21 protein-coding genes and 1 pseudogene are annotated in these 24,976 nt (G+C 42.1%); 18 read left to right on the forward strand and 4 right to left on the reverse strand.

From position 1 onward, the window contains the following. Positions 1 to 8 precede the first annotated feature (8 nt). From FTU62_RS12155 to FTU62_RS12175, 5 genes are all read left to right on the forward strand, one after another. On the forward strand, positions 9 to 1,232 hold the full coding sequence (locus FTU62_RS12155) for an SfnB family sulfur acquisition oxidoreductase (protein ID WP_180102800.1): 1,224 nt from the start codon (positions 9 to 11) through the stop codon (positions 1,230 to 1,232). Further along, positions 1,232 to 2,668, forward strand: coding sequence for an LLM class flavin-dependent oxidoreductase (locus FTU62_RS12160; protein WP_180102801.1), 1,437 nt, complete (start codon positions 1,232 to 1,234; stop codon positions 2,666 to 2,668). The genes FTU62_RS12155 and FTU62_RS12160 overlap by 1 nt, the downstream gene beginning before the upstream one ends. A gap of 64 nt (positions 2,669 to 2,732) precedes the next feature. Then, positions 2,733 to 3,563, forward strand: a complete 831-nt coding sequence (locus FTU62_RS12165; protein WP_180102802.1) for a MetQ/NlpA family ABC transporter substrate-binding protein — start codon at positions 2,733 to 2,735, stop codon at positions 3,561 to 3,563. Positions 3,564 to 3,573: 10 nt separating this feature from the next. Then, positions 3,574 to 4,644 (forward strand): methionine ABC transporter ATP-binding protein, encoded by a 1,071-nt coding sequence (locus FTU62_RS12170; RefSeq protein ID WP_180102803.1) that lies wholly within the window; start codon positions 3,574 to 3,576, stop codon positions 4,642 to 4,644. Next, positions 4,625 to 5,284 (forward strand): methionine ABC transporter permease, encoded by a 660-nt coding sequence (locus FTU62_RS12175; RefSeq protein ID WP_078191524.1) that lies wholly within the window; start codon positions 4,625 to 4,627, stop codon positions 5,282 to 5,284. The genes FTU62_RS12170 and FTU62_RS12175 overlap by 20 nt, the downstream gene beginning before the upstream one ends. 136 nt (positions 5,285 to 5,420) lie before the next feature. Here the strand turns inward: FTU62_RS12175 and FTU62_RS12180 are convergent, their stop codons facing one another. After that, positions 5,421 to 7,121 (reverse strand): NAD-dependent malic enzyme, encoded by a 1,701-nt coding sequence (locus tag FTU62_RS12180; protein WP_078194067.1) that lies wholly within the window; start codon positions 7,119 to 7,121, stop codon positions 5,421 to 5,423. Between the two features lie 400 nt (positions 7,122 to 7,521). Between FTU62_RS12180 and FTU62_RS12185 the strand changes: the two genes are divergently transcribed. Both FTU62_RS12185 and FTU62_RS12190 read left to right on the forward strand, forming a co-directional pair. Beyond that, positions 7,522 to 8,733: an iron-containing alcohol dehydrogenase gene (locus FTU62_RS12185; RefSeq protein WP_180078990.1), complete on the forward strand. Its 1,212-nt coding sequence runs from the start codon at positions 7,522 to 7,524 to the stop codon at positions 8,731 to 8,733. Between the two features lie 245 nt (positions 8,734 to 8,978). Next, positions 8,979 to 9,941: an alpha/beta hydrolase gene (locus FTU62_RS12190; RefSeq protein WP_180102804.1), complete on the forward strand. Its 963-nt coding sequence runs from the start codon at positions 8,979 to 8,981 to the stop codon at positions 9,939 to 9,941. A gap of 21 nt (positions 9,942 to 9,962) precedes the next feature. Here FTU62_RS12190 and FTU62_RS12195 read toward each other — a convergent pair whose 3' ends face one another. Further along, on the reverse strand, positions 9,963 to 11,144 hold the full coding sequence (locus tag FTU62_RS12195) for a transcriptional regulator (protein ID WP_078191528.1): 1,182 nt from the start codon (positions 11,142 to 11,144) through the stop codon (positions 9,963 to 9,965). Positions 11,145 to 11,365: 221 nt separating this feature from the next. Between FTU62_RS12195 and FTU62_RS12200 the strand changes: the two genes are divergently transcribed. Next, complete coding sequence (locus FTU62_RS12200; RefSeq protein WP_078191529.1) at positions 11,366 to 12,877, forward strand: aldehyde dehydrogenase family protein; 1,512 nt, start codon at positions 11,366 to 11,368, stop codon at positions 12,875 to 12,877. Between the two features lie 242 nt (positions 12,878 to 13,119). Beyond that, positions 13,120 to 13,611, forward strand: coding sequence for a hypothetical protein (locus tag FTU62_RS12205; protein ID WP_180024783.1), 492 nt, complete (start codon positions 13,120 to 13,122; stop codon positions 13,609 to 13,611). 191 nt (positions 13,612 to 13,802) lie between these two features. Here the strand turns inward: FTU62_RS12205 and FTU62_RS12210 are convergent, their stop codons facing one another. Together FTU62_RS12210 and FTU62_RS12215 are read right to left on the reverse strand one after the other, a co-directional pair. Next, entirely contained in the window at positions 13,803 to 14,408 is a 606-nt protein-coding gene (locus tag FTU62_RS12210) for a 2-hydroxychromene-2-carboxylate isomerase (RefSeq protein ID WP_180102805.1), read from the reverse strand. Positions 14,409 to 14,456: 48 nt separating this feature from the next. After that, entirely contained in the window at positions 14,457 to 15,200 is a 744-nt protein-coding gene (locus FTU62_RS12215; protein ID WP_180102806.1) for an SDR family oxidoreductase, read from the reverse strand. 153 nt (positions 15,201 to 15,353) lie between these two features. On the opposite strand from FTU62_RS12215, the gene FTU62_RS12220 reads away from it, so the two are divergent. The 9 genes and pseudogenes from FTU62_RS12220 to FTU62_RS12260 all read left to right on the forward strand — a co-directional run bounded on the left by FTU62_RS12220 (position 15,354) and on the right by FTU62_RS12260 (position 24,926). Further along, positions 15,354 to 15,932 (forward strand): TetR/AcrR family transcriptional regulator, encoded by a 579-nt coding sequence (locus tag FTU62_RS12220; RefSeq protein WP_180102807.1) that lies wholly within the window; start codon positions 15,354 to 15,356, stop codon positions 15,930 to 15,932. A gap of 309 nt (positions 15,933 to 16,241) precedes the next feature. After that, positions 16,242 to 17,363 carry a bifunctional 3,4-dihydroxy-2-butanone-4-phosphate synthase/GTP cyclohydrolase II gene (gene ribBA / locus FTU62_RS12225; protein ID WP_111885508.1) on the forward strand — a complete coding sequence of 374 codons (1,122 nt, stop codon included), beginning with the start codon at positions 16,242 to 16,244 and terminating at the stop codon, positions 17,361 to 17,363. 11 nt (positions 17,364 to 17,374) lie between these two features. After that, complete coding sequence (gene ribE, locus FTU62_RS12230) at positions 17,375 to 17,845, forward strand: 6,7-dimethyl-8-ribityllumazine synthase (protein WP_111885509.1); 471 nt, start codon at positions 17,375 to 17,377, stop codon at positions 17,843 to 17,845. A gap of 4 nt (positions 17,846 to 17,849) precedes the next feature. After that, positions 17,850 to 18,299 (forward strand): transcription antitermination factor NusB, encoded by a 450-nt coding sequence (gene nusB, locus FTU62_RS12235; RefSeq protein WP_180024787.1) that lies wholly within the window; start codon positions 17,850 to 17,852, stop codon positions 18,297 to 18,299. A gap of 20 nt (positions 18,300 to 18,319) precedes the next feature. Beyond that, positions 18,320 to 19,237 (forward strand): thiamine-phosphate kinase, encoded by a 918-nt coding sequence (gene thiL / locus FTU62_RS12240; protein ID WP_180102808.1) that lies wholly within the window; start codon positions 18,320 to 18,322, stop codon positions 19,235 to 19,237. Between the two features lie 22 nt (positions 19,238 to 19,259). After that, on the forward strand, positions 19,260 to 19,736 hold the full coding sequence (locus FTU62_RS12245; RefSeq protein ID WP_078194116.1) for a phosphatidylglycerophosphatase A: 477 nt from the start codon (positions 19,260 to 19,262) through the stop codon (positions 19,734 to 19,736). Positions 19,737 to 19,757: 21 nt separating this feature from the next. After that, positions 19,758 to 21,122 carry a bifunctional UDP-N-acetylglucosamine diphosphorylase/glucosamine-1-phosphate N-acetyltransferase GlmU gene (glmU, locus tag FTU62_RS12250; RefSeq protein WP_180102809.1) on the forward strand — a complete coding sequence of 455 codons (1,365 nt, stop codon included), beginning with the start codon at positions 19,758 to 19,760 and terminating at the stop codon, positions 21,120 to 21,122. A gap of 12 nt (positions 21,123 to 21,134) precedes the next feature. Next, on the forward strand, positions 21,135 to 22,973 hold the full coding sequence (gene glmS, locus FTU62_RS12255; protein WP_180102810.1) for a glutamine--fructose-6-phosphate transaminase (isomerizing): 1,839 nt from the start codon (positions 21,135 to 21,137) through the stop codon (positions 22,971 to 22,973). Positions 22,974 to 24,103: 1,130 nt separating this feature from the next. Beyond that, positions 24,104 to 24,926 (forward strand): annotated as a pseudogene (locus FTU62_RS12260) (IS5 family transposase). Positions 24,927 to 24,976: the final 50 nt, after the last annotated feature.

Below are 24,976 nucleotides of genomic sequence, written 5' to 3' on the forward strand. Positions count from 1 at the left end.
GAATTCTGATGACCTCATTTCCAAATATTAATTCGCTACAGGCCGCATCAACAACACCTGCGCATATTATTCAATCCGATGCAGAAGCGCTTGAAATAGCAAAACAATTGGCTGAACAATTTAGAAAAAATGCCGTGCAACGTGATGCCGAACGCATACTGCCGTTTGATGAAATTGAGGCCTATAGCCAATCTGGTCTCTGGGCAATCACAGTTCCCAAGGCATTTGGCGGTGCCGAAGTTTCAAGTTATACCGTGGCGCAAGTGATTGCGCTTATGAGTGGTGTAGATGGCTCAATTGGGCAAATTCCACAAAACCATTTTTATGCATTGGAAGTATTACGAAACACCGGCACAACTGAACAAAAGCAAAAGCTTTATGCCGAAGTACTTGCTGGCGCTCGTTTTGGCAATGCCTTAGCCGAGTTTAAAACCAAAACCGCTGCGCAAAAACAAACGTCGATTCGCCCTCATGACAATGGTTTTGTGGTGAATGGTGAAAAGTTTTATTGTACCGGAAGTTTATTTGCGCATCGTATTCCCACATTGGTCAAAGACCCCGATGGTCGTGAATATTTAGCCTTTATTGCACGTGAAAGTGCAGGTTTAGAGCTGATCGATGATTGGACAGGGTTTGGACAACGCACCACGGGCAGCGGTTCTGTAAAATTTCACCAAGTTGCAGTTCCTGCCATAGATGTCATTCCCTTTGATCATGCATTTACGGAACCCACATTGGTTGGGCCATTTGCGCAAATTATGCATGCTGCGATTGAAGTCGGTATAGCCCGCGCAGCCTTTGAAGAAAGTTTGCGCCGCGTACACCAAGCTCGACCATGGATTGATTCAGGTCTTGATCTTGCAAGCGAAGATCCTTTAACCAAATACGAACTCGGTCGCATTGCCGCAGATGTTCGCGCCAGTGAGGTCTTGCTGAAACAAGCCGCTCGTGCCATCGATGCTGCTCGCCCACAGCCCAATGCTGAAAACATCGCAAAAGCTTCTCTAGATGTCGCGAAAGTGCGTGCGCATAGTACTGAAACCGCACTGAAAGCGGCATCAAAATTGATTGAGCTTGCAGGCAGCCGTGGCAGTCAGCGTGAAGATGGTCTAGATCGATTTTGGCGTAATGCACGTGTCCATACCTTGCATGATGCAGGGCGCTGGAAATATTTCTTCATTGCTAATTACCTCCTAAATGGCGTATTGCCCCCACGTCGAGGGACCTTGTAATGAACCAAACCACCACAGTAGATACCCAATCACATTCTGCCAAGAAAATTTTACTAAATGCCTTCGACATGAACTGTGTCGGCCATATCAATCATGGCTTATGGACCCATCCACGCGATGAGTCACACCGCTTTAATGAACTGAGCTATTGGACGGATCTTGCCAAAACCTTGGAGCAAGGGCTGTTTGACGGGCTATTTATTGCGGATATCACCGGGGTCTATGATGTTTATGAAGACAATATCGATCTCACACTTAAAGAGTCGATCCAACTGCCGAGCCATGACCCCAGCACCCTGATTTCTGCAATGGCTGCGGTCACTGAAAACTTAGGTTTTGGTGTAACAGTCAATTTGAGCTATGAAACGCCTTATCAATTTGCACGTCGATTTGCCAGCCTAGACCACCTGACCCAAGGTCGAATCGGTTGGAATATCGTGACTGGATATCTAGACAGTGCAGAACGCCTCATTGGGCAAAAAGGCTTGAAAGATCATGACCTACGCTATGAACAAGCTGAAGAGTTTTTGCAGCTTTGCTATAAGTTTTGGGAAGGTTCTTGGGAAAATGATGCGGTTCAAAAAGATAAAGCTCATCGCATCTTTAGCGACCCCAAAAAAGTACATGCCATTCAACACCAAGGGAAGTTCTATCAAAGCCAAGGGGTATTTCAAGTTTCCCCTTCAATACAGCGCACCCCTGTGTTGTATCAGGCCGGTGCTTCACCACGTGGTTTAGCTTTTGCTACGCAACATGCAGAAGGCATGTTTATCGGTGCAGACAGCGCAGAAAAAGTTAAAAATCAGGTACAAAAAATTCGCAGCCAAACCGCAGCGCATGGTCGTGACCCACAAGCCATCAAACTCTTTGTAGGCATTACGGTAGTGACTGCAGAGACCGATGAGCTCGCCCAAGAGAAATTGGCTGAATACATTCGCTATGCCAACCCTGAAGCGGGACTAGCACACTTTTCCAGCTCGATTGGGATGAACCTCGCCAACTTTGCAGAAGATGAAGCCATTCCGTATCAGCAGACCAATAGCATCGCATCGGTCAATCAAAAATTTAAAGAGCAAAAAATTACTCGCCAAGATTTGCGTGCTCAGCACGTTCTAGGTGGGCGTTATCCGCTCTTTGTCGGGAGTGGCGCCAACGTTGCAGAACAGTTGATTGATTATTTGGATGAAACTGGCATCGATGGATTTAATCTGACTCGCACCGTTGCACCTGAGTCACATCAAGATTTTATCCGTTTGGTCATTCCTGAATTACAGCAACGTGGTCGCTATAAAACTGCATATGACACCGGTAGTTTAAGGCAAAAACTGTTTCAACAAGGTGACCATTTAGCAATGACACATCCTGCTCATCGCTACCGATGTCCCACTTCCGAAACATCTTCTCAGGCAACCCTTAAAAACGTTGAAACAGCATAAGCTGCAATTAAAAAACAATATTTTAGACAAAAAATTTAATTATTTCGAAATATAGAGGTGTGCCATGGCACAAACAGCAAAATCTAAATTCACACTGATTGGTGTGATCGTAGCCATCTTGGTGATTGGCTTAGTCATTTGGAATCAACAAAAGAAAAGTCATCAAAGTGAATTGGTGATTGGGATTAGCCCATCTTTTGCTAAACCCTTACAAGTCGCCGCTGATGAAGCCAAGCAGCAAGGACTGAACGTGAAATTGGTGGAATTTTCGGACTGGAATACCCCGAATATCACCCTAAACCACGGCGATATTGACGCGAACTTTTTCCAACATCAGCCGTTTCTAGACAATGCAAAAAAAGAAACGGATTTTAAAATCAAAGCCTTTGATGTCGGTGCTGCAACCCATGTTGGACTGTATTCAAAAAAGTATAAAAACTTTGCTGATTTACCCCATAAAGCCAAAGTGGTGATTCCGAATGATCCGGTCAATCAGGGCCGTGCCTTACAACTGTTACAGCAAGCCAAGCTCATTGAACTGAAACAGCCAGATAACTTTTTATCGACTTTAAATGACATTGCAGCGAATCCTAAACAGCTTCAATTTATTGAGGTGGAAGGCCCTCAAACGGCACGTGCAATTGATGATGTCGATCTGGCTTTTGGCTATCCACATTATTTACGCCTAGCAAAAACTGCCGATCCTGAAAATGCCTTACTATTTGACTCCAATACTGACAAGCGTTTTGCCATCTTATTTGCCGTACGTGATGACTATGTAGATCGCGACGATAAACTGCGTAAATTTGTCGATATTTATCAAAACTCACCTAAAGTTAAACAAGCATTAGACGAAGATTTTGGTGCAAAACTGTGGTTCCCTGGTTGGAAATAAGGAGTCACTCATGGTGAGTTTCGGTTCAACGGTTGAATTTGCCGTTCCGCATATCCAAATCAAAAATTTAAATAAATTTTATGATGTGCAAGGACAGCAGGTTCATGCCTTAAAAGATATCAATCTGAATATTCCACAAGGCAAAATATTCGGCATTATTGGGAAAAGCGGCGCGGGTAAATCTTCGCTGATTCGAACGCTGAATGGCTTAGAACAAATCAGTGATGGCAGTATTCACATCCATCAACAGGAATTATCAAGCTTAACTCACGCAGAGTTGATTGCTCTGCGTCAGCGTATTGGGATGATTTTTCAGCATTTTAATTTAATGTCTGCCAAAACCGTGTATGACAATATTGCACTGCCCCTTAAAATTGCGAATTTCAGTCAAGCCGATATTTCTCAGCGAGTGAATGAAGTGCTGAAGCTAGTGGGTCTTGAAAATAAAGCAGCGCACTACCCTTCTCAACTTTCCGGTGGGCAAAAACAACGTGTCGGGATTGCACGAGCGTTAGTTCATCATCCGGAAATTTTACTCTGTGATGAAGCGACTTCTGCACTCGATCCTGAAAGTACTTCTGTTGTGCTGTCTTTGCTTAAAGAAATTAATCAAAAGCTCGGTATCACCATTGTGTTGATTACCCATGAAATGCAGGTCATTCGAGAAATTTGCGATCAAGTTGTGGTGATCGATCAAGGCGAAATTGTAGAAGCAGGACAGGTTTGGAACGTGTTTTCTACGCCTCAGCAGCAGATCACACAAGAGTTACTCAACCTTGAACAGCTTGATTTACCAAGCGATATTCAACCACAGCCTTCAGATCCAAATGATCAAATCATTTTAAAATTACGATATGAATCGACACTACAACAGTCGCCTGACTTAAAGTTTATTTTTGATCAATTTCAGGCGCCAGTACATCTGTATCAAAGTCATATCGATAGTATTCAAGGGCATTTAATTGGCTCGTTGATTGTTGCTGTGGACCACAGCCATTTAGAGATCAACGCCTTATCTGAACAACTTAAACACCATATCGCACAGATTGAGGTACTTGGCTATGCACGACCAACTCATTGATTTACTGATTAGTGGAACCATTGATACTTTACTGATGGTCGGCGTTTCAGCTTTTGTGGCCTTTCTGATCGGCCTGCCTTTAGCAGTCGTATTGGTGTGTAGTGCTGAACACGGGATTTATCCTTCAAAAAGCCTAAACCACACCCTTGGTTGGTTGGTCAATATTACCCGTTCGGTGCCTTTTCTTATTTTAATGGTGGCGCTCATTCCGCTCACGCGCTTTATCGTGGGCACCAGTTATGGCGTTTGGGCTGCCGTCGTGCCTTTAACCCTTGCGGCCACGCCTTTTTTTGCACGCATTGCAGAAGTGAGTTTACGTGAAGTCGATCAAGGTCTGATTGAGGCCGCTCAAGCCATCGGCTGTAATCGCAAACAAATCATTTGGCATGTGCTGCTCCCTGAAGCGCTTCCTGGCATCGTCGCGGGCTTTACTGTGACCTTGGTGACCATGATTAATTCTTCTGCCATTGCAGGGGCTATCGGTGCAGGTGGTTTGGGGGATATTGCTTACCGTTACGGTTATCAACGCTTTGATATGCAAATCATGCTGGCAGTGATAGTGGTCTTGGTCGCGATCGTGATGCTGGTTCAAGCCTGTGGAGATCACATTTCCAACCAGCTCGATAAACGCAAAATTTAAAGCGCCCCGCTCGATAATTTTTCGTATTTCTTAAAAAAATATGCCTCTATACATAAAAAAATACCCTAATCTGGATTAGGGTATTTTTCGATTAGATGCAAAATCGATTCTGTTCAATCAGCATCTTTAGACTAAATTAATAAGTCACACGGACATAATCACGATATTCAGGTTTCCAGAAATTCTCTTCAATGGCCTGTTCTAGTACTTCAATGCTGACATTTGGCGCAACACCATCAGCAATCGCAGCTAATGCCACTTTCAATGCGATTTTCTTCGAAATATCCTGTAAATAATCCAAACTTGGCAATAAATCGGCATTTGGATCTGCCAATTTTGGTGAACAGTCTGCCAACGCCGTACTCGATGCCATCAGCATATTTTCAGTCACACGTTTCGCCCCAGATGCAATCACACCGAGACCAATCCCCGGGAAAATATAGGAGTTATTACACTGTGAAATCTGATGAATCTTGCCATGATAATTCACTGGTGCAAATGGACTGCCAGTCGCAATCAGGGCCTTACCTTTGGTCCACTCGATAATATCTGCAGGCACCGCTTCGACACGCGATGTTGGATTAGACAGTGGCAACACAATAGGCTGTTCACAATTCGCAGCCATCGTTTCGATGACCTCTTGGCTAAACAGTCCCGGTTGTCCCGAAACGCCAATCAATACAGTCGGTTTAGCATGTGTAACTACATCCAATAGCGAAATGACTGAATCTGCATTTGCCCAATGAGCAACGTTATCCGGTGCTTGCGCAAGTTTGCGTTGGAAATCTAAAAGATTCGGCTGATTTTCAGTAATTAAACCAAAGCGATCAACCATAAACACCCGCGCACGCGCTTGAGCATCGGTTAAACCTTCCGCCACCATTTGCTTGATGATCTGTTCTGCAATCCCGCAACCTGCTGAACCTGCCCCTAAGAATGTGACGATTTGATCTTTGAGCTGCTTGCCTGCTGCACGTGATGCCGCAATTAAACTTCCGACAGACACCGCTGCAGTTCCTTGAATATCATCATTAAAGCAGCAAATTTTATCGCGATATTTTTCCAATAAAGGCATCGCATTTTTTTGTGCAAAGTCTTCAAATTGAATCAGCGCTTTAGGCCAGCGTTGTTGTATGGCTTTAATCACGTCATCGACAAATTGATAATATTCTTCACCGCTGATACGAGGCTGACTCCATCCCATATAAATTGGGTCATTCAACAGCTGTTGGTTATTGGTTCCGACATCTAAAGTAATCGGCAATGTATAAGCTGGACTGATCCCACCACATGCGGTGTACAGTGACAACTTACCAATTGGAATCCCCATCCCCCCAATGCCTTGGTCACCAAGGCCAAGAATACGTTCACCATCCGTAATAACGATCACTTTCACGTTCTTTTTATTCACGTTATGAATAATTTGGTCAATATGATCACGGTCAGGATATGAAATAAAGATCCCACGATGACGACGGTAAATATCTGAAAAGCGCTGACAAGCTTCACCCACTGTTGGTGTATAGATGATCGGCATCATCTCACTGAGGTGGTTTTCAATTAAGTGATAGAACAGCGTCTCGTTGGTGTCTTGAATATTACGCAGGTAAATATGCTTATTGATATCACTATTAAATGCACAATATTGTTGATAAGAACGCTGACTTTGTTCTTCAATGCTTTCTGTTACGTGTGGAATCAAACCGTGTAAATTAAAGCTCTTACGTTCATCTTCATTAAACGCAGAACCTTTATTTAAAAGTGGGAGTTCTAAAAGTGTATTTCCGGCATAAGGAATATATAAAGGACGTTTCGTTTTCAAATTTTCACTGGGCATTATTTAACTCGTTTAATTAATCTTTTGTTTCGCACTGCAAAAAGCGAAATGCACAAAAGTGACTATCTCGTTATTTGTTATAGCCTATCCTGATTCGAGCGCTTTGGGGCATTTAGTAAATTGATAGTAGTTTTAGTTAGATTTTATAATCTGATAACTCGATCATGCATCCAATCATCGCAACGCCTATTTTGGCTTAAACGTATACGACTTTTAGCGAATCTCAGAAAATAACAAAAATAATTAATGATTAAATTTCAAACAATTAAATAATTTCAATACAAAGCCCTAAATTTGGTAGGTCTTTGGTAGGTGTGAATTTAAAACATCCCTCGCAATACTCAGTTTAGGTGAGTATCACCCATAACAAATGACAATGAATGGTAGAAGGAATCGCACCATGGCTTTTAAAAATATTGCAGATCAAACAAACGGTTTTTACATCCCTTGTGTTTCACTTTTTGGCCCCGGCTGTGCTAAAGAAATTGGTGCAAAGGCGCAAAATCTTGGCGCAAAGAAAGCGCTTATCGTGACCGATGCCGGTCTATACAAATTTGGTGTGGCAGACACCATTGCCGCATATTTAACTGAAGCTGGCGTAGAAAGTCATATATTCCCGGGCGCAGAACCCAACCCAACTGACACCAACGTACATAGCGGTGTAGATGCCTACAATGACAATGGCTGTGACTTTATTGTCTCTCTCGGTGGCGGCTCTTCTCATGACTGTGCCAAAGGCATTGGCTTAGTGACTGCGGGTGGTGGCCATATTCGTGACTATGAAGGCATCGATAAAAGTACAGTCCCAATGACTCCACTCATTGCGATTAATACCACCGCAGGTACGGCATCAGAAATGACCCGTTTCTGTATTATTACCAATACTGAAACCCATGTAAAAATGGCGATTGTCGATTGGCGTTGTACCCCTCTTATCGCCATTGATGACCCGAAGCTGATGATTGCGAAACCTGCGGCGCTCACTGCAGCAACCGGTATGGATGCGTTAACGCATGCGGTCGAAGCTTATGTTTCTACAGCAGCCAATCCTATTACCGATGCTTGTGCAGAAAAAGCCATCAGCATGATCAGTGAATGGCTCAGCCCTGCCGTCGCCAATGGCGAAAACTTAGAAGCGCGTGATGCGATGAGCTATGCACAGTACTTAGCAGGGATGGCATTTAACAATGCATCTTTAGGTTATGTCCACGCGATGGCGCACCAACTCGGCGGCTTCTACAATTTGCCGCATGGCGTATGTAATGCCGTGCTGTTACCACACGTTTGCGAATTTAACCTGATCGCCTGCCCTGACCGCTATGCACGTATCGCGCAGCTCATGGGTGTGCCAACCGACGGTTTAACGGTGACTGAAGCGGCTTATGCAGCGATTGCAGCAATCCGTGAACTGTCTGCTTCGATTGGCATTCCATCGAGCCTTTCTGAACTCGGTGTGAAAGAACAAGACCTCAGCATCATGTCTGAAAATGCACAAAAAGATGCCTGTATGCTCACCAACCCACGTAAAGCGACTCATGCTCAAGTGGTTGATATTTTCAAGGCAGCGCTTAAAGCCAATGCCTCTGTGGTCGACTTCAAAGCAGCCGTTTAAGTTAAGCCCAATAGGTCTTCATGTTTAAGTGACCCAAGTGCCTACATTATCCTTTGAGTCTGGTGATGTAGGCTCAACTGAATCCATTTCACCTTTTATTTCAGGAAAGCGACTATAGATTGGTCGCTTTCATACTGAGGTCACTCTTTTTTAGTCCGCATAACAGCATCGATTATTCATTTGACAAAAGCTTATGGCTCATCAAGGATAAAGCATAATGTCCAATAATATTGATGAGTATAATAATGAGCCATTCACATATTCAGTATCAGCCTGACATTTTGGGCGCAGGCTATGAACAAGCCACGCTGACCTTCCCGGATGATTATGAAGGCCCTGTGGTTGCCACACTGGTTCGCAAAAAAGCCACGGCTCCTACCTCCAAAGCGGTGCTCTATATCCATGGTTTTATCGATTATTTTTTCCAAACCGAAATGGCGGAACGCTTTAATCAGCACGGTTTCGACTTTTATGCCTTGGATTTAAGAAAATATGGCCGCTCCATCCGCCCGCATCAAAAATATTATAATGTGCACAACCTCTCCGAATACGATGCTGAAATTGACCAGGCCCTTGAGATTATCTCCGCTGAAGGGCACGATGCTTTACTGCTCTGCGGTCATTCCACAGGTGGCCTCACCACGACCTTATATGCGGCCCATCATCCAAATCATTCTCTAATTAAAGCACTGTGGTGTAACAGTCCATTTTATGACTTTAATATGAATCCGATTAAGCGTGCGCTGGGTATTCCACAGCTCAGTAAATTGGCAAAGACTTTTCCAAATCTAAAATTCCCAAGTGAACTAAATAAATGGTACACCGCCAGCTTACACCGTGAACTCAAGGGTGAATGGGACTTCAATTTAGACTGGAAAAAGACCCGCTATCCAATGGTGTATTTAAGTTTTGTACGGACAATTTATGAGGCTCAAAAGGAGATCCACCGAGGTGTCAGCCTAGATGTACCGGTCTTAGTCATGCACTCGCATCAAACTAAAAATCCCAAAAAATGGGGTAAAGCAGCGCAGACCAGTGATGTGATTTTAGGTGTAAAAGATATCCAAAAATATGCCAAAAAAATTCAAGGCGATGTCACCATTCAAAGCATTCACAATGGCTTGCATGATTTAGTACTTTCGGAAAAAACCGCGCGAGAACAAGTCTATACCCAGCTCTTTCAATGGCTGGCCAATAAAGGCCTTTAATAGCCTGTATGACATTGCAACTTACTGTTTTAATTTCAACAAGGTCTGATGTACGGGATGCGATCTCGGCATCAGCTCAATCAGGCGTTCAACCGCATCAATGGCTTCAGGAAAACGCGCGACATGCTTGAGCAGAACATCTGTTTCCTTGGCATTAAAAATCGCTTGGCTCAATCGTGACTCAAGACAATCACGCCATGCCCCTAAAAAAGGACTTTCGGTTTTGGCCAAGAAAACCCCTGAACACAGTTTTAATGCAGAATCGAGATAACCTGCATCTAAAGCTTGCTCGGCTTGTAAAAAGTCGGCTTCGACTTGTGCCAATAAGCGATAGGGTCTTGAGCCTAACATGCCACCCAAAATATCGCGTAGCTGCGACATTTCCGCTTTTAAAGTCCCAACACTCACCTTACGTTCACCATATAAGGCTTGATGCAAAGTATCTAAGGTCATGCCTTGCGGACATAGCGCCAAGATGGTCAAAATTTCTATTTGCCGCGGGGTCAGCACCATCACTTTGCCATTAAATAACACTTGCGGCACAGCAAAGGCCCGAATATACAAATGCTGTTTTTGAAAATCGAGTAAAGCCGATTGAATAATCGAAGCGCAGCGTTCAGCCGCAAGTAGCCCTAAACTATTGTGGTTTTTCCACACGGTGGATAAATCAACCACGCCCAAAATTTGCTGCGTATGTGGATCGATAATCGGTGCTGCATAGCAGACCCATTCATGTACTGATGGCATGTAATGTTCATTTGAAAACACACAACTCGACTGTTGGGTTTTTAAAGACAAAGCTAATGCGTTGGTGCCGACCAATTCTTCGCGCCATTGCCCACCCGCAATAAAATGCACGCTTTCCGCAGCACTTTGCATTTGCCGACTCGACGCACTCCAAATAATCGTGCTACCTACATCGCCCACGGCAAGTACCATCGACGACTGTTCGGCAATGTGTTTTAAATCTTCAGCACAATGTTGCAACGCATGATGCAATGCCGACTGTTGTTGACTTTGAGGGCTTAAATTTACCAAAGGCGCAGCACTCCGGTTTTCCGGAATTTCCGCCTGCGCCGATCGCTGCCAAGAACTCGCAATGCTCTCATTCAATTGCGAAGTTTGCTGCTTTGACAGACTCATGCCCTGCCTTAACCGTTCGACATTCTGTCGTTTTTCAGATAAATCCTTCTGTATCATCATTCATTATTCTCACAACAATTCATGACTAAAAATCCGTTTCCCGGCTTTTGTTTTTAAGACTGAAAAAAAATATTGTAAACCTTCTTGTCTCCAACCTTTTTCCAACCTTATACAGGCTATGCTAATCAAATAATGTACAAAAGTACCTTATACCAAAGCTGTAGATTGCCACAGATGGGCAGCCCAACAAGATCATAATAAACAAGCAAAGGAAAATTCATATGCGTTATGTCGATCCTAATCAACCCGGTTCAAAAGTTCAGTTTAAAGCTCAGTATGAAAACCTGATTGGTGGCCAATGGGTCGCGCCAGTGAAAGGTGAATACTTTGAAAATATCTCCCCTGTAGACGGTAAAGTTTTTACCAAAGTACCACGTTCTTCTGCTGAAGATATTGAATTGGCTTTGGATGCAGCGCATAAAGCCAAAGCCCAATGGAACGCCTCTTCCCCAACCACACGCTCAAATATTTTATTAAAAATTGCCGATCGACTTGAAGAAAACCTAGAGCTCCTTGCAGTTGCAGAAACATGGGACAACGGTAAACCGATTCGTGAAACCTTAGCCGCTGATATTCCACTTTGTATCGATCACTTCCGTTATTTTGCCGGCTGTATCCGTGCCCAAGAAGGCGGCATTTCTGAAATTGATGAAAATACTATTGCTTACCATTTCCATGAACCACTTGGTGTGGTCGGTCAAATTATTCCGTGGAATTTCCCAATCTTGATGGCGGCTTGGAAACTTGCTCCAGCATTGGCTGCGGGAAACTGCATCGTGTTGAAACCTGCGGAGCAAACGCCTGTCAGCATCTTGGTCTTGGCTGAACTCATTCAAGACCTACTCCCACCGGGCGTGCTGAATATTGTGAATGGTTATGGTGTTGAAGTCGGTCGTCCATTGGCGACCAATCCACGCATCTCAAAAATCGCCTTCACAGGTTCAACCGCTGTCGGTCAAATGATCATGCAATATGCGACTGAAAATATCATTCCTGTGACTTTAGAACTTGGTGGAAAATCACCAAATATCTTCTTTGAAGACATCATGGACAAAGACGATGAGTTCCTTGATAAATCGCTCGAAGGTTTTGCCATGTTTGCGCTTAACCAAGGTGAAATTTGCACATGTCCATCACGTGCATTGGTACAAGAAAGCATTGCAGATCGATTCTTGGAAATGGCTGTCGAACGTGTCAAACGTATTAAGACCGGTCATCCACTCGATACCGATACCATGATTGGTGCACAGGCATCGCAAGAGCAACAAGATAAAATCTTGGGCTGTATTGCGACAGGTAAAAATGAAGGTGCTCAGCTGATTACTGGTGGTGACCCACGAAATGAAGTCGGTACAGGTTTCTATATTGAGCCAACGATTTTTAAAGGCACCAATGACATGAAGATTTTCCAAGAAGAAATCTTCGGCCCTGTGCTTTCAGTAGCAACCTTTAAAGACTTTGATGATGCCATTAAAATTGCCAATGACACGATTTATGGTCTAGGTGCAGGGGTTTGGTCGCGTTCAGCACATACTTCATATCGTGCGGGTCGTGCTATTCAGGCAGGTCGTGTATGGACCAACTGTTATCATATCTACCCTGCACACGCAGCATTCGGTGGCTACAAAAAATCAGGGATCGGCCGGGAAAACCACAAAATGATGCTTGATCATTATCAACAAACCAAAAACTTGTTGGTGAGCTATGACACCAAACCAATGGGCTTCTTCTAAGCAGCGTTGAACAATACATGAAATAAAAAGCGAACTTCGGTTCGCTTTTTTGTTAGAAGCCTCTTCAAAGAATTCATTAAAATTTCTTTTAAAAGGCTGCAAATTTTCTTATGCTTGCTAAACAAATAACTTTATTAATTAAAAATATTTAAATAGCTATGAAATATTGTGTCTCCTGTGGAGAAAAAGCATTAGTACAACATCACTTTTGTAGTGCCTGTGGTCATTCATTTGGTGATCAAGTGTCAGACAAACCTAAGCAAGCACGTTATCCCGCATTTGTGCCCAACCAAGATGATATTTCGACCTATGAACATCATCTCAAATACTTAAACAAATTAAGCTCTTTCCAAAGCAAAGTATTCTATCTTTTCTTCTTTGGTGCTTTCGCGGTCATGTTTTTTACTTTCACAAGTGTATTTTCAGGTTGGGCGTCTGTTTCCAAAGCATTTGAATCTATATGGCTATTTCCTTTTTGTATCATCAGTTGTATTGCCATAAAATTTACAAGTTTGGACTATTGGCTTGCTAAACAAATTTATGGTCGAAATTATCGTTATAAAGACAATGGATTAAGACTCGTTTACCAAGAGCTACCAAGCGCTAAAAATCATAAAGATGAATTTATCTGTATCTTTTGCGGCAATAAACGATTCTTTCGTAAAGGTATTTATGCAAGCGATTCATGCACCGTAAATTGCACCAAATGTCAGCATTATTTATATACGGAATAAAGCTTAAGTTTTTTAAGTTAGTACGCCAAAAATAAGACTCAATACAAATGAAAGCTGAGTAAAAGTAGATGTAAGTAAGACAATCAGCCATGATCCATTCTATAATTTTACTTACATCTACAATTACTTCTGCATTCCCGCCCTAAAACTGGTGCTCATATTCAGTAGCATTCACTCAAGTATTCGTCCAATTAGGCTGATCGTGATGAAGCCTGTAAAGCCGCCTCAACAAAATGTAAATGATCAACACCCCAATATAACTCATCATCGACAAACCAACTTGGCGCCCCAAACACACCACGTGCAATGGCTTCTTCGGTAATAACTTTCAGCTCAGACTTTACTTTTTCATCTTCAAGCCATGATTTAACCTGCGCTACCTCCAATCCAAGCTCCTGCATCAATTGAATTAATTCATTGAGATCATTTAAATTGCGTGGCTGACCAAACATTGCGTTAAAAATACCCGTCAGTACATTGAGAAATACTTCAGGCTGAAATAATTGGACTGCGGTTATCAAACGCATCAACTGCAAAGTATTGATCGGAAAATACGGATTCATTTGCACGGGAATCTGCCATAGATCTGACCAGCGCTTAAGATCCCGCATGGAATAGCGTGCCTTTGCAGGCACAGCCATCGGACTACTGTTGCCAGTAGCTTTAAACACCCCACCCAATAACATCGGTTTCCAGATAATCTCTGCCTGATATTGCTCAGCAATGTGCTGAATACGGTGAAATCCGATGTAGCTATATGGACTGCCAACATCAAAATAAAACTCAATGACTTTCATTTTTTTCGTCCTTTTTTGCTTATTTTCCTAATATTTTTAAATCAGCGCTTACCAGCGTTCCATCCACGGTCGCAGATCTAATTCATGCGTCCATGCATCTCGTGGTTGCTGTGAGAGATGCCAATAATTTTCTGCAATATGTACGGGATTTAAAATACCGTCTTGCTCTTTTTTAGCATAAAGATCAGGGAATGTATCTTTGATAAAATCGGTATCAATTGCACCATCAACCACCACATGCGCAACATGAATATTACGTGGACCTAGTTCCCGTGCCATACTTTGTGCCAATGCCCGCAGCGCATGTTTTGCCCCTGCAAATGCTGCAAATCCTGACGCACCACGTGTCCCAGCTGTTGCTCCTGTGAAAATAATCGTGCCTCGTTCACGTGTCACCATGCGTTTTGCCACTTCCCGACCCGTTAAAAAAGCCGAGAAACATGCCATCTCCCATATTTTGAAATATTTACGTGCGGTTTCTTCCAAAATACTACAAGGGACGTTGGCACCAATATTAAAGACCATGACCTCAATCGGGCCAATGTTTGATTCAATGTGCTCGATGAGTTCAATCACTTGCTCTTCTTTTCGAGCATCAGAACCAAAGCCAAAAGCAGTCCCTCCCTGTGTTTGAATTTCAGCAATTAAAGGCTTTAATTTGTCTGCATTTCGTCGTGTCATACAAGCAATATAACCCTCCCGGGCAAAACGTTTGGCTATTTCACCACCAGTTGCATCACCTGCACCAATCACTAAAGCGACTTTTGATAAAGTCTGATTGAGTTGTTGCATAGTCTCACTCCATTGCTGTTTTATTTTTATTCCACGCTCATTTTATTTACGCGTCGGTTTTAAACCACACATTATTAAATAACGATCGTTACTATAACGAATACTATGTTATGATTAATTTATCGTCAATCATAATTTTTTAGGGTCATGCACATGCGTTATAAACCCGAATACAAACAACAAAAACGACAAGAATTGCTCAACATTACGGGGCAAATTGCGAAAAAAAATGGCTTTGCTGCAACAGGTGTTGACAGCTTAATGAAAGCTGCAGGTGTAACTAGTGGCGCATTCTATTCACATTTTTCGTCAAAACAGGATTTACTCAAAGCATTGGTTGAATATGAATTGCAACAAAGCTTTAACATGTGGCAAAGCAACCTGCATCATAATGCAGCCGACTGGATTAATTTTGAATTAGACCGTTACTTAACCCCTTCCCACCTTGAACATCCTGAACAAGGCTGTGTTTTGCCGACACTTGCGACCGAAGTAGCTCGTGCAGATGACACGATTAAACAGGCCTATGAAAAGGAATTACTGCGCGGTCATGCTTTATTTAGCGCACATTTGGCGAGTGAAGAAAAAGCTTGGGCCATGATGTCCCAATTGGTCGGTGCGGTTTTAATTGCACGGGCAATGCATGATCCACATTTGCAAAAAACTATTTTAAACGCCAATAAGATGATGATTCGGCAATATTTAGAGAGCCATGTGGCTGCATCAACGTGATTGATTTTTATGTGACAGTTCATGGAGTTAAAGACCGACAGTTTTCCGACAAACTGTTCATCTCTTTCATTTGAATTATTTAAAATCTGTATAAGCTTACCCATTTTTATGCTTTTCAAGTGTTTAAAGATTCAGCATAAATGGCACAATTCAAATAAAGTCCTCTTTTCAAGGTTCCGACGACTGTGTATAACAATGAGCCATTAAAGGAAAATGATAAGCATAGGCAAAGAACGCAAAAAAACGTTAGACTATGCAACAATCAATGCAAGTAAATGTCATTCGAGACAAACAAAAAGGTGAAGATTGATGCCGCTCAATACTGTTGAAGAGCTCGTAGCTGATATTCGTGCAGGAAAAATGGTCATCCTCATGGATGATGAAGATCGTGAAAATGAAGGCGACCTTGTTATCGCTGCGACCCACGTACGCCCTGAAGATATCAACTTCATGATTACGCATGCGCGTGGTCTTGTGTGCTTAACGCTCAGCAAAGAGCGTTGCCAACAGTTAAATTTACCACTCATGGTTGATGCCAATGGTGCGCAGCACGGTACCAACTTTACCTTGTCTATTGAAGCAGCAAATGGCATTTCAACAGGCATCTCACCTGCAGAACGTGCGCACACCATTCAAACAGCTGTTGCAGCACATGCAAAACCTGCTGATATTGTTCAGCCAGGCCATATTTTCCCACTCATGGCGCAGCCTGGTGGCGTCCTTCACCGTGCAGGCCACACTGAAGCCGGTTGTGATTTATCGCGTTTAGCAGGTCTTGAGCCAGCTTCGGTGATTTGTGAAATCATCAATGAAGACGGCACTATGGCGCGTCGCCCAGACCTTGAAGTGTTTGCTGAAAAGCATGGCTTAAAAATGGGGACCATTGCAGATCTGATTCACTACCGCATGACCAATGAACAAACTGTTGAGCGCATTGATCAACAAACCTTAGATACAGAATACGGTACATTTGAATTGTTCCGTTACCGTGAAATTGGTAATCCAGACATTCATTTAGCCCTTGTGAAAGGCGAACCAAAACAAGGTGTAACCACTGTACGCGTACACGGTTTCAATCCAGTTCGCGACTTACTAAAACTGAATAAACAAGATGGCGCTCCGGCGTGGAATCTCGATAAAGCACTCAAAGAAATCGCATCCAGCGATCGTGGTGTTTTAGTGTGGATTGGTCAGCGTCATTTACAGGACTTAGGTCCTGCTTTAGAAAATTTAACTGCACCGAAAAATGTTAAATCCAATGCAGCACTGTCACAGCAGTATCAAACCATTGGTGTCGGCGCACAAATTTTACGTGATTTAGGCGTGGAAAAAATGAAGCTTCTTAGCTCGCCATTACGCTTTAATGCATTATCAGGTTTTAACTTAGAAGTGGTGGAATACATCACCGCAAATCAAACATCAGAGAAATAATCGAGGTTGCTATGGCAGTTCGCCGTATTGAAGGTATGTTACATCTCGCGAACGAAGACCGTTATGCGATTTTAGTTGGTCGTTTTAATAGCTTTGTTGTTGAACATTTGCTAGAAGGTGCCGTTGATACATTGAAACGTCATGGCGTATCAGAGGATAATATCACTATTGTTCATGCACCGGGTGCTTGGGAACTTCCAGTGGTTGCAAAGAAACTTGCAGCTTCAGATCGTTTCGATGCCATCATCGCGCTTGGCGCAGTGATTCGTGGTAGCACGCCTCACTTCGATTTTGTTGCTGGCGAATGTGCCAAAGGTTTAGGCGTTGTTGGCCTAGACACTGGCTTACCAGTAATTAATGGTGTATTGACTACGGATAGTATTGAACAAGCGATTGAACGCTCAGGTACAAAAGCAGGCAATAAAGGTAGTGAAGCTGCCTTGACTGCTATTGAAATGGTTAACTTGTTAAAGGCTATTTAACGCTATGTCGCAAACACTTCAAGCAACTTATGCAGCAAAACGTAAAGCACGTCGCTTTGCTGTACAAGGAATTTATGAATGGCAGATGAGCCGCAATCCTGTGCATGAGATTGAAGCACGTACGCGTGTGGAAAATGCCATGCACAAGGTAGATCTCGGCTATTACCACGAGTTATTGACCGAGGTTGTTGCCAATCATGAAGCATTGGATGCGCTTTTAATCCCTGTACTCGATCGCGAAGTTGAAGCCTTAGATGGCGTTGAACTTGCAACCCTTCGTTTAGGCTCGTATGAACTCAAAGAACACCTTGAGATTCCTTACCGTGTCGTACTCGATGAAGCGATCGAGTTAGCTAAACATTTTGGCGGTGCAGACAGCCATAAGTACATCAATGGTGTATTGGATCGTTTAGCGACTACATTGCGTGCAGCAGAAAAGCAACAAGCTAATTAATTTATTAAGTAGTATGTTGTATGGCTGAGTTCTCTATCATTGATACCTATTTTAATCGTCACAGCAGTAGTGCTGTCGATTTAGGAGTCGGTGATGACTCAGCCTTGCTCACCCCTCCTCCACAGCAACAATTGGTCATCTGTGCCGATACTCTCGTTGCTGGACGTCATTTTCCTCTCGACACCAACCCACATGCCATTGGCTGGAAATCTGTAGCCGTCAACCTTTCTGACATTGCTGCAATGGGTGCCAAACCGCATAGTATTTTACTGGCATTAAGCCTACCCCAAATTGATCATGAATGGCTCAAAGGCTTTAGTCAGGGTTTATATGATTGTTGCGATCAATTTGGTGTGAGTTTAATTGGTGGTGATACCACACAAAGTCCTCATCTGACGATTTCAGTTACAGCCCTCGGCTGGGTAGAATCAGGACAAGCTGTCCCACGTTCAGGTGCCCAAGTCGGTGATTATATCTGCGTCAGCGGACAAGTCGGTGATGCTGCATTTGGCTTAAACCATTTAGGTCATCGCTTACAACGCCGTTTAGATTATCCCACACCACGTTGCTTATTGGGCCAACAGCTCAAAGGCTTAGCCAACAGTATGATTGATGTCTCTGATGGGCTCGCACAAGATTTAGGACATATCCTCGCTGCTTCACACGTCGGTGCAGAAATTGAATTAGATCAACTTCCTATCGATCACGATGTAAAACAATTACAACAAGAAAAGCAGTGGCAGTACGCACTCGCGGGTGGTGATGACTATGAGTTATGCTTTACAATAAGCCCGCAGAATTATCAAAGAATTCTGCAACTAGAATTAGATGTAAACATTAGTAAAATCGGTCAAATCACCCCAAATTTGGGAATCCGTTATAACAACCACGGTGTGGACCAAGTCATAAAATTTAAGGGATACCAGCATTTTGCATAAGCCAGCCATTAACTTTAAATCCATGTCTTGGTTTAACCGAGTCATCGCCTTTTGTGGCGTGGGATTTGGCTCGGGTCTTGCACCTAAAGCACCGGGCACCTTTGGCTCTGCTTTTGCTTTGTTGTTTATTCCAGGTTGGCTTGCAATCGGCTTTTTCAACTCCATTATAGTCATGATCATCATGTCGATTATTGGGATCTATATTTGCGGTCAAACCGCCAAAGTCATGGGTGTTCATGATGATGGCCGCATCGTATGGGATGAATTTGCCGGTCAGTCCATTACCTTCCTCCCAATTTTATATCTTGGGCAAATGAGCTGGACTTGGGCATTGATTGGTTTTGCTTTATTCCGTTTATTTGATGTCTGGAAACCGTGGCCTATTCGTGTCATTGACCGTCAAGTCGGTGGTGGCTTTGGCATCATGTTCGACGACATTATTGCAGGTCTTTGGGCCGCGCTTTGCATCTGTATTTATTTTTATATTTTGTCTATGTAATAGAAACACCTAGGATTAAACATGTCTACTAGCGTTATTATTCTTGCTGCAGGTAAAGGGACACGTATGCGTTCTCGTTTACCCAAAGTATTACAACCACTCGCAGGACAACCTCTACTCGGCCATGTCATCAACACTGCGAAAAAACTAAATGCAGAAGAAATAATTACCATCTATGGGCATGGCGGTGAATTGGTTCAAAACGCGTTTGCACATGAAAATGTCAAATGGGTTGAACAAGCAGAACAATTGGGTACAGGCCATGCAGTCAAAGTGACTCTGCCTGTCTTAGCAAAAACCGGGATTTCTTTGATTCTCTCGGGTGATGTGCCTTGCATCACTGAAGCAACATTACAAAAACTATTAGATGCATCTGCTCAAACAGGTATTGGCTTAGTAACCCTAACGGTTAATGATGCGACAGGTTATGGTCGTATTGTACGTGAAAATGGCAAAATTCAAGCCATTGTTGAACACAAAGATGCCTCTGAAGAACAACGTAAAATCAAAGAATTTAATACCGGTATTTATGCCGTAAGTAATGCTAAATTGCACGAATGGTTGCCCCAATTAAGTAACAACAATGCGCAAGGTGAATATTACCTGACCGATATCGTTGCCATGGCAATTGCTGACGGTCTCGAAGTTGCATCTGTTGAACCAGAACGCGCTTTCGAAGTGGAAGGTGTCAATGACCGCGTACAATTGGCTGCATTAGAGCGTGAATTTCAAAGTTTCCAAGCAAAACAACTGATGCAACAAGGCGTTCACCTGATTGATCCTGCCCGTTTCGACTTACGTGGCACACTGACTGTCGGTCAAGATGTCCGTATCGACATCAACGTAATTATTGAAGGTGATGTTGAACTCGGTGATAACGTTGAAATTGGTGCAGGTTGTGTGATTAAAAACACCAAGATTGCGGCAGGCACTAAAGTTCAACCATATAGCGTTTTTGACAGTGCCATTGTTGGTGAAGACGCTCAAATCGGTCCATTTGCACGTTTACGCCCTGGCGCAAAATTAGCTGCAGAAGTACATATTGGTAACTTTGTTGAAGTTAAAAATACCACTGTCGGGTTAGGCTCAAAAGCCAACCACTTTACCTATTTAGGTGATGCAGAAGTCGGTGCAGGTTCAAACATTGGCGCAGGCACCATTACCTGCAACTATGATGGCGCAAACAAATTTAAAACCATTATCGGTGACTCAGCCTTCATCGGCTCAAATAGCTCATTAGTCGCTCCTGTCACTATTGGTCATGGTGCAACAGTGGGTGCTGGCTCAACCATTACACGTGACGTGGCAGACAATAGCCTAGCGGTAGAACGTTCGAAGCAATTTGCCAAAGAAAACTATCAACGTCCCCAAAAATTGAAGAAATAAGAGGATTAAATTATGTGCGGTATTGTCGGTGGCGTTGCAGAACGTAGTATTACCAATATTTTAATTGAAGGCTTAAAGCGTCTTGAATATCGTGGCTATGACTCTGCGGGTTTAGCGCTGATTAATAAAGGCCATGTTCTACGTGAACGTCGCGTAGGTAAAGTTGCAAATCTTGAACAAGCCGTTGAAGAAGCAGATATCGCAGGTTCGGTCGGAATTGCACATACGCGCTGGGCAACCCATGGTAAACCGACTGAAAATAATGCTCATCCGCATATTTCAGGTAATGTTGCTGTTGTTCATAACGGCATTATTGAAAACTATCAAGAACTTAAAGATGATCTTGAAGCGCTTGGTTATGTTTTTACCTCACAAACCGATACAGAAGTTGTCGCCCATTTAGTCAATGACGCTTTAAAAACCACTCCGAGTCTTTTAGAAGCGGTTAAAAGTGTCGTGCCTCAGCTCAAAGGTGCTTATGCACTGGGTATCGTACATACTGATCATCCTGATGAATTAATCACGGTACGTGAAGGTTCACCTCTCGTGATTGGTGTCGGTATTGGTGAGAACTTTATTAGCTCGGATCAATTGGCACTTTTACCGATTACCAACCGTTTTATCTACCTTGAAGAAGGTGATATTGCACGTTTGACACGTAATACCATTGAAGTATTCGTCGATGGTAAATTGGTGAATCGTCCAGTCAAAGAGCTTGATGCGACTGTCAGCAATGCTTCAAAAGGTGAATATAAACACTATATGCTCAAAGAAATTTATGAGCAGCCTGAAGCGATTAAACAAACGATTTCTCAAGCCTTAAATGGTAATGCGCTTCGTGATGATTTCCTTGCCAATGCAGCTCAAGATTTCAGCCAAATTCAACAAGTGCAAATCATCGCTTGTGGTACCAGCTACCATGCCGGCATGATTGCCAAATATTGGTTTGAACAACTGATTGACGTGCCTTGCCAAGTCGAAATTGCCAGTGAATTCCGTTATCGCTCGCCTGTGATTGTGAATAACACACTGTATGTTTGTATTTCTCAATCAGGTGAAACAGCCGATACTTTAGCTGCACTGCGTGATACGCAAAAGCGTGCAGCAGCGAAAAGCTTGAATATCACCACCATGACCATTTGCAACGTCGCAACTTCGTCAATGGTACGTGAAACCAACTACAGTTTGTTGACGCTCGCAGGCCCTGAAATTGGTGTTGCTTCGACTAAAGCATTTACCACACAGCTTGCGGCATTGATGCTATTGGTATTGAAAATTGGTCAAATTAAGCAAAGCATTTCAACTGACCGTGTCTCTGAAATTATTGCAGCGCTTTGGCATACACCAAAAGTGATTTTAGATACTTTACAAAATAATGCTGAGATTCTACGTCTATCAGAATTATTTGTTGAAAAAAATCACTGCCTATTCTTGGGTCGTGGAACTGAGTTCCCTATCGCACTTGAAGGTGCTTTGAAACTTAAAGAGATTTCATATATCCACGCAGAAGGCTACGCGGCTGGTGAATTAAAACATGGTCCATTGGCACTGGTTGATAATGATATGCCTGTAGTGATTCTTGCTCCACAAGATGACATGTTGGATAAACTCAAATCGAATATGGAAGAAGTGCAAGCACGTGGTGGTGAGTTATTTGTTTTCGCTGATGAAAATAGCGGGATCAAAGCGAAAGATCGTCAACACGTGGTTTATGTGCCAAGTGTGAATGAAATTTTGGCACCAATTGTGTATAGCATTCCAGTACAACTGCTCTCATACCATGTTGCAGTGCTGCGTGGAACAGATGTCGATCAGCCACGTAACTTGGCGAAGTCTGTGACGGTGGAATAATTTAAGGGTATTAAAAAGGGCGCTTGTGTAATAGAGTAAAAATGTTTAATACTATGTAATAAATTTCTTTACTCTAAAATAAAGTTCCATACTTTTTCTATAATTAAAATATATTTAAATATTTTTCAATATATTAAGAAATAAGTATGGAACTTTTTTTATTTTTAAATGAATCAAAAATTATTTTGTTATTAGTAGTATGAAACTTTCTTTAATTAATACTAAAAATTTATTAATTAAAATCAGTTATTTATAAATTGTATAGTATGAAACTATATTACCTTACAATATAAAACACTCAGCTCTGTCAATTCTTATCAAAATTCCCTCAAAACTTTATCCGAAGAGATAACTTTTTATACGGACTAGCTTTGTTATCCAAAGATTCATAGGGCAGAGCTACCCTTAATTATTCAACTTTAAGATGCAGCTTAGGTATGAGGACAGATTAATACTATAAATCTATTGAGTACTACTACATGTGCATACATCTCACTACTCTCACTAGAGAAGCTCCTAGATGTCTGACTGTTTTTCTTTAATGCCTTACCATATCCAAATAAATGCAGCTGGATAAATTTAAGCTTAAATCCCGAAGAATATTTTTCATAGAAGTAATATTTTAAATTTAAACTGAGCTAAAGAAAGTTCAACTTTTAAGGTGAGATTATCATGATTTTTTTTGATCGCTCATCGCAATATGCTTTTTTCTTCTACACAGCATTGTGTACTCTAGGGATGTCGCATCTCATCCGCAAAGTTTAATCAGACTTTGAACCAAACCTCCCCCGCTACTTAAAGAGACTTAAAATAGAGCTTTGATCATTGAATAATTGTATCAGAGTAGATTTGATTCTTACTTTATTTTCCTTTTGGCTGATCATACCACCGATTCTAAGTATGAAACCGAATGGAAAGATTGTCTGGGCTAACCAAGGATCCATGATAGGAAGACTAATTGGTTGTGCGAAAAATTTTAGGAATAGGCTTATTCATTTTGAGATTATATTACTCAATAAGCCTCCTATATGAGCTTTGTGTAACAAAGCCATACACAACTAACTTCTATGTTAAAAATATGAATAGATTAGACCTCTTGCGAAAGTAAAAATCACTTCCATATAAATTTCATGAGATATCAGAAATTAAACCGTTTTTCAGATTCTGAATTCAAACGCTTGGTTGGCGTACCTCGACAAGTTTTTACTGAGGTGGTAGAGGTTTTAGAAAAAGCAGAATCACTCAAAAAGAAATCAGGTCGACCTCATACTTTAGATATAGAGGACCAGTTGTTATTAACTCACCAATTACTTACGTAACTACAGCACTCAACTGGAATTAGCGGCAAATTACCATATTGCTGAAAGTAATGTGAATCGGACGATTAAAAAAGTTGAAAATGCATTGATGAAATCAAGACGTTTTACCCTGCCAAAACGAAGCATAACCACAGCAGAAGAACACTTTAACTGGGTCATTATTGATGCGACAGAATGTTCAATCGAACGCCTGAAAAAAAATCAGAGTAAGTTCTATAGTGGTAAAAAGAAGAAACATACGCTAAAAGCTCAAGTGATCTATCATCCGAAGAGTAAACAAATCATAGGGCTAGATATATCGAATGGCAGTCAGCATGACATTACACTGGCAAGAAAAACGGTTAAGAAATTTAAACATTGTGAATATGTTATGACCGATTTAGGGTACTACGGATTAGAGCAACATGGCTTTAAATTATTGATGCCCATAAAGAAAAAGAAGAATTTCCCCTTATTTAGTGTTGAGAAAAAGTACAATAAATTGATTGGAAAAATATGAGTTGTGATCGAACACATCAATAGTCAATTGAAAACATTTAGAATATTAAGTGAACGCTATCGAAATAGACGGAAAAGATTCGGTTTACGCATTAACTTAATTACTCCACTGATAAACCGAATAAACTTGCAATAACAACTTTCGCAAGAGGTCTATTATTTGTAAGTAAATATCTATCTAAAAAA

The organism is Acinetobacter sp. YH12126 (genome assembly GCF_013418745.1).
In the GTDB taxonomy this organism is placed as follows: Bacteria; Pseudomonadota; Gammaproteobacteria; order Pseudomonadales; family Moraxellaceae; genus Acinetobacter; species Acinetobacter amyesii.